The following is a 6340-nucleotide window of genomic DNA, read 5'->3' as shown; positions in this document are numbered from 1 at the left end:
TCGCTGGAATTTTCTGATATAATTGAGGTTAAGTACAAACTGAATTACAGTTACATGCTCGATTACAATTATGATGTGAGCGGAGATGTCGCAATGCTCACGCTCCACTCGAACTATGTAGCTGAAAGTATGAAGAACATGGAGATCCTCTACGAAGGCGCCAAGAATACGCCGTTCTACCGAGCCGAGGAGATCGTATTCAATCCGCTTTTGAATCATAACCATCGGGGGTTCTTGTATATGACAGAGCGGACAGAGGACGCTGTAGACCGCATACTGATCACCGTGTCACCAAAGACGCTGCCGGCAGACGGTCTAAGTAAAGCGACGATCACCGCACAAATCAAGGACTTGAACAATAATCCGATCGAGAATAAGCGGATCGAAATCTACCGGGATGGCGAAATCATCTATACCGGGATGACAAACCAGGCCGGCGAGGTGTATAAGTTGGATCAGCCGATTGCACCGGCCAGTCGGATCTCGAAATACGAGGCAATCTGTGAGGGTAAAAGCTCGACCGGATTGCTGAATTATTATGAGCCTGCCGTCGCCGACCGCTACCACATCGTACTGAATCCGAGCAAGACAGCTATTCGCTCGGGCCAAAATGAGCAAACGATCATTACAGTTTCGCTCAAGAACGAAAACTGGATCGGACTTGGCGACAAGTCTATCACAATCTCCTATAAGGACACGAAGGGCGTTACACGAAGCGAAGTCATTTTGACAAACAGCAGCGGAGACGCCAAGATTGCCTTGAACGGGATCAATGAAATCCAGGGGCAGATTGCAGTTCATGCCAATTTTGACATAGGTGGCGAAACAGCAAGCAACTTCATTTATATCAAGGTGATTGGCGGTTAACCCCGCCAGTCGCTTTGCTCCTTGAAGGGGAAGGTGAGAAGCACATGAAAGAGTTCAACAAGATGCTGCCTAACAGCACCTATGCTTTGCGGGTTGGAGAGAAAGTGCCAGAAGGCGACGTGAATCTGGCTTTTGTTCATACACCACGAGTAGATTCTGATCAGAACATTTCCCTGATCCATACCTCATCTACGCCTGACAATCTAATCCCAATCGACCAGATTGAATCAATGGTCGTGCCGGACGAAAATGGAAAGCTGCAGTATGCCACAGTTCTTTCCGAAGACCAGCCGATCGTGCTGCGGGCGCCGTATGACATGTTCCCATCCAAGGAAGTGAACATTACCAAACGTTTCATCCGAAACGAGCACACGGTCGCCGCTGCGCTGTATTATCGTTTCGAGATTTTCTATCATTACGACAGCGAACCGGGCGAGCCGGAGAAGGTGATCCGCTATACAGGAAACCAAATTCAGATCACCGACGAGAACGGTAATCTACTGGATTCGACGTTCAAATACATCATCTTCGTGCAGGCTCAGGCTGCGGTGCCACCGGAAACCAAGTCCAATGTATACCGGGCCTGGTTGTATCTGCAATTCAATACCGATGAGGAGAAGACCTTCAAAGTAAGGTACAACCATGTGGATACACCTGCGATCGACGCCAACGCACGGGCGGTTAAGAAAACCATTGAGCTGTACTCGAATCAAGTCAACGGGAATGCAATTGAAGGCGGGAAGCTTCGGATCATCAACGGGGTTAGCGCCTTTACTGAAGCGACACTAGCGCAGGTGGAGTCGGCTGGAGAGCTCAAAGAAATCTATGCGTTCGAGGAGCGGCCGGATGTGGATGGGTACCGCATTTATGTTCCGCAAAAATCCAAGAGTGATCCACGAGAAGCACCCATGTTCAGCTACAGGGTTAATGCTAAATACAAGGACGAGAACGGCAAGGAGCGGGTCATCACGACAGGCTACATTACGGATTCCGTTCTGCCCAAAGAAGCACTCCTTGAGCATGAGATGTTGGATTACGCAAACGAGTGGAAGATGCTCGGGTTAAAGTCTGGATCAGCCGTCATGGATGCTCGCAGCACCATGGGCATGATGATTCCAATCGACATGCCATCGCTGCCGGCAGAGACGATCTACACGGTAGAAGATGCCAATGGAAATCTGCTCTACACGACTGAGCAGGCAGCAGATAATTCAAGCGTCACCAGCGCCGTGCTGCAGAGCGGCGGAGAGCCGGCCAAGGCTAAGTCCAATGTGGCCACCGGAAATTGGGAGGGGCCGAGGAGAGCAACGTCCGGATCAAGAACGATGCAATAAAACATCGTTGCACAATTATTCCAGAGCAGCAAAAACAAGAGCTGCCCTTCACCTGGACGGCGAGCGGCGAGGGCCAGATCATCGAGAGCACAACCCTGCAGGCGACATGGGGGATCAAGCAGCAGATCTATATTATCCATCAAGCTACGACGGAAACTGGTACGACTCTGAGCAGCTGGAACAATATCGGACAAGTGACCAACCGGTCTGACTGGAAAGTGGTGCGCAACAGCGGCGTTGAGGAAATCTATTTGACTCGAAATGAGATCGATTTAGGTGGATTCTACAATCCGGCGGCGACCGGCAAGAAAGACTATATGTTCTCGGCCGAGGTTCATGTCGAAGATCGTGGCTACGATGATGACGTTATCGGCATCATGTTCCGTGTGCGAGACTCGAAGAACTACTACGTGTTCGCTTGGGAGCGCAACCAGTTGAACAACTCGGTTGCCGCTGACAATAACGGGGCAGGACGGATTCTGATGAGTCATCGTGGGGCATCAGCTGTCGTCAACACGTCATCGATTCCAGGCTATGCGTATGAGCCAAACTGGAGCAGCTACCTTCAATACAATCAAAGCTTTACGAACAAGAAGAAGAAAGTATTCAAAGCCGTTCCAAACATCTTGCCTTCGTACAATAGTGCAGACGAGCCACACACTAGATTTCAGTCTGATAAGACCGGCGTATCTTACATCGATGTCACAGCCTACAACAAAACGTATAACCCGTCTGGCTGGGCGACTAGCAGCAAATATAAGATCACCGTCGTCGTACAGGAAGATGAGTTCCGGATTTACATTGGTCAGCCTGGCAGCACGGAGTTGGGTGAGCTTGTTTGTATCGGAGAGGACACCGGGAGCCACGATATCCCTGACAACGGAACAAAGAACTTGCCGAAACATACCGATGGATCCTATGGAATATTTAACATCTCCCAGCAAGAGTGCTATTGGTCGAAGTTGACCTTCACTGAGCTTGAGGGGAAGGAAGCAGCGAGTGAGATGTATCCGGTCGAGTTCACATCCAATTCGGAGATGAAGTTGAACGATACAAAAGCAGAGGACATTCTCAAGCCGAAACTTGATGCGCTGACTGCAGGCAAGCCGATCTTCCAGCCCGTTGATCCAATCCAGTTCGTTTCCACCGGACCGGTACAAGGCCGTATCAAGAGTGACGGTTATGTGTATGGCTACACGAATGACCCGCAGGCTGGCGGCACCAAGATCACTCCTTGGCGCACGAGCGATAACGGCATGGACATCAATGGAACAGGTATTGCATTCTTATCTCCCGATGGCACAATGGGGTACGAGTTCAAGCCGGCCGAGATTGATGCCGAGATTCCAGAGAAAGTGAAGAACTTTGCCTGGAGCATCCGCAAAACCGGGGGAGACAGCAGCGTAACCGTATCGCTCGGTTCCGGCAATAAGCCGATGGCCAGCGCACCGGTGCCGCCGATCTATCCGCTCGGTTCGCCATACACAATCGATGAGGATGAAATCTACAAGCACGAGGGAGTCAAAACACTAGGCACTCTCTTGGGCGATGGTGGGCTGCTGACGAAACTAAACCTCGGCGACACGCCGCTGCATGAAGTTCTGCTCCGCATTGAGCGTGGGGAGAACGAGAGTGGATTGAACGCCGAGTACCGGGTCAACTACCGATTCCTGTACAACCTGAATGGGAACAAACGATTTGAAGTTGACCAGATCAAGCACGGGGTAAACCGGATCCGCCTCCGCAATGTCCTGAAAAAAGGAACGGATGAATTTCTGGATGCACTGAAGGTGAACCTGGTCGCCTGGACGAACTTCGAAGTTCTCTCGGCTGTGCCGGTGCTTGCCATCAAAATTGACGAGCGGCATAAAATTGATATCGAGAAGCCACGGGTAGAAAAGAGATCCTCGGAGCGGGAGAACTGGTACCTGCGGGTAAAAAACGGCCGATTCAAGCGGCGCATCCGGCTGCCGTATTACGAGCCAGAAGAGCGTGTGCCGCAATTATACCTCTCCAACCCGGAGTTGGTCGCCTATCGGCCTCAGAGTGCCGGAGATTCCGTAGAGGTCGTGCTTGACTATTCCATTCCAGAGTACGAAAATCAGGAGTTCACGAATCTCCCAACAATCGTAGTGGAGAAAGAGTATCCAGTCGTCCTCAACGAGCAGATGATTCAGGTTCAGTTCCGGCCAATCGTACTTGCTTCAGAGGAAGGAGTCAGCTATCTGGAAGTCAATGCGAGTCGGATTAACAACAACCGCCGCCTCCGTGTCTCGGATGTGGATGCAGAGAAAGGCATTATTTATCTGCACGATCGGATCCGGGACCAAGACGAGATCACCGTACGCTATGCGTATCGTGAAGACTGGTACACGTACCGTGGATTCTACAGCAGTGACAATACTGAAGTCATTGATGTCGGAAGTCCAGTTGACTTGGAAGTCCGGTACCATGCCGATCTGCATGCCGAGGGCATCATTACGGAACAGACCGGCGGCGGGTCAGGAACTTTTACGAAAGCCTTGATCTTGACTGATAACGAAAGCGAGTATACCATCACAGGCATCTTCTCTCAGATGTACCATTTGCTGCTATCCAAAGGACTGGCGGTTGACCAGGACAAATGGACAATAAGCAAGGTGGCGAACTACAAAGATTACGATCTGATCATTGTGGCTTATATGATGAATCCTGTGCCTGCTGAATGCGTGGCAGGAATCCGGAGTTTTATCGCAGCGGGAGGATCTGCTATCATCACCGCCGAGCACTCCGGATTAACGGACTGGAACGCAAACTTTCTAAGCATCGTTTCTCAGGACTTTCCGGATCTGACACTCGTTCCGGACGCTATCGTAACCACAAGCGGCACGTTTAACACGAGCCACCCGCTTGCTCAAGGATGTACGAGCTTTACAATGCAGGCAGCCTCCTACTACAGAATTAGCGGCAGTCGTATTCAGCCCGTTGCTTACTCGAATGGACTTCCGGTTGTGGCTGCTTATGAAAACGACAAGCAGCGGATCGTGTTTATGACGGACTGCAACGCCATGGATGATGAGCGTGGTTTCCAGAATCCTGGAAACCGACGGATGATCGAGAACATCCTCAGCTGGACGTCTTCGCCGGTGTACAACGATACGAAAGAAACGAAGGATGCCTACGTCTCGAATAAGTTCACGACGACGATTCCGTCCAAAGAGACGGCATTTGATCAGCGGATCAAGGTGGCGAGCATTGCACTGTATACGGATTTTGGAAACGAGATGAAGCAGTTCATCGATAAGTATAAGGCGGCAACAAAGCTTACGTTGACGCCGATGGCGGCTATTGAAGGAGCAACGCTTGTGATTGTAAAGTCCGAGTTCCTGTATCAATCCGACGGGAAAGCGATCGGGCAAAGGGAAGCCTCCTTTAACGACGTAATTGATATTTACGTGACTGTCACCGTACCGGTGGTCATGAAGGATCAGAACAAGCTGCTTCGTTTCTTCCACATGGATTTTAATCCGACGCCAGGGCACAGCTTCACGCTCGGAAAGAACAGCTTCCACCGCTGGGTGCCGGTGAATGAAAAGGTAGAAGAATATGCGATCATAGAGGCGCCAGGCAGCGAGCTGCTGGTCCGCCAGATCAACGTGTACCTGAAACCAACAGGCATCTGGCTCGCAACGGAAACAAGCACAGATCTGATTGCCGGCACGCTCAAAACAGCATCAATCTACCATACGGACGAGGACTACTGGTTTAATCCGAAAGACGGCATGTTCGATTCGACAATGCTTCGGCTTGGCCGAGTCTTTGTTCAGGCCAACTCGGACATTTACAAGGACATGGTAATTCTGGACACCCGCTCCCGAGGTGGGGGGCTCGACGAGCAGCTCAGTCGGGAAATCATCGCCCGAGTGAACAAGGAGAGCTTACACCACTGGGATATTGGTTATTTCGACGGCGAGGCATACCAAGAGAATGGCGTCATGATCATTCATTTGCCACGCAAGCTGCTGGAGACATTCACTGAATCGCAGATCCAAGCATCGATTGCCAAGCACAAGGCATACGGGCTCTTGCCGATCATCGAGTATCATGATGAAGACGACAGTCTTGAAGTGACAGAAATATAGTTTCCGTGTAACGCATTA

At 50.8% G+C, this 6340-nt stretch carries 2 protein-coding genes and 1 pseudogene; all 3 read left to right on the top strand.

Going from position 1 to position 6340, the window contains the following annotated elements; genetic code table 11:
• Positions 1-867 (top strand): annotated as a pseudogene (locus tag GZH47_RS33820) (PA14 domain-containing protein); the annotation flags it as partial.
• 44 nt (positions 868-911) lie between these two features.
• The gene (locus GZH47_RS33815) at positions 912-2201 is read left to right on the top strand and encodes a hypothetical protein (protein ID WP_162646000.1); all 1290 of its coding nucleotides are present in this window, start codon (positions 912-914) and stop codon (positions 2199-2201) included.
• A complete protein-coding gene (locus tag GZH47_RS33810) occupies positions 2153-6322 on the top strand; it encodes a hypothetical protein (protein ID WP_162645999.1) in 4170 nt (1389 codons plus the stop codon). The genes GZH47_RS33815 and GZH47_RS33810 overlap by 49 nt, the downstream gene beginning before the upstream one ends.
• Positions 6323-6340: the final 18 nt, after the last annotated feature.

Source organism: Paenibacillus rhizovicinus, from assembly GCF_010365285.1.
Lineage (GTDB): Bacteria > Bacillota > Bacilli > Paenibacillales > Paenibacillaceae > Paenibacillus_Z > Paenibacillus_Z rhizovicinus.
Note: the sequence above shows the minus strand (reverse complement) of the source record. Positions and strands in the feature narration are given on the sequence as shown.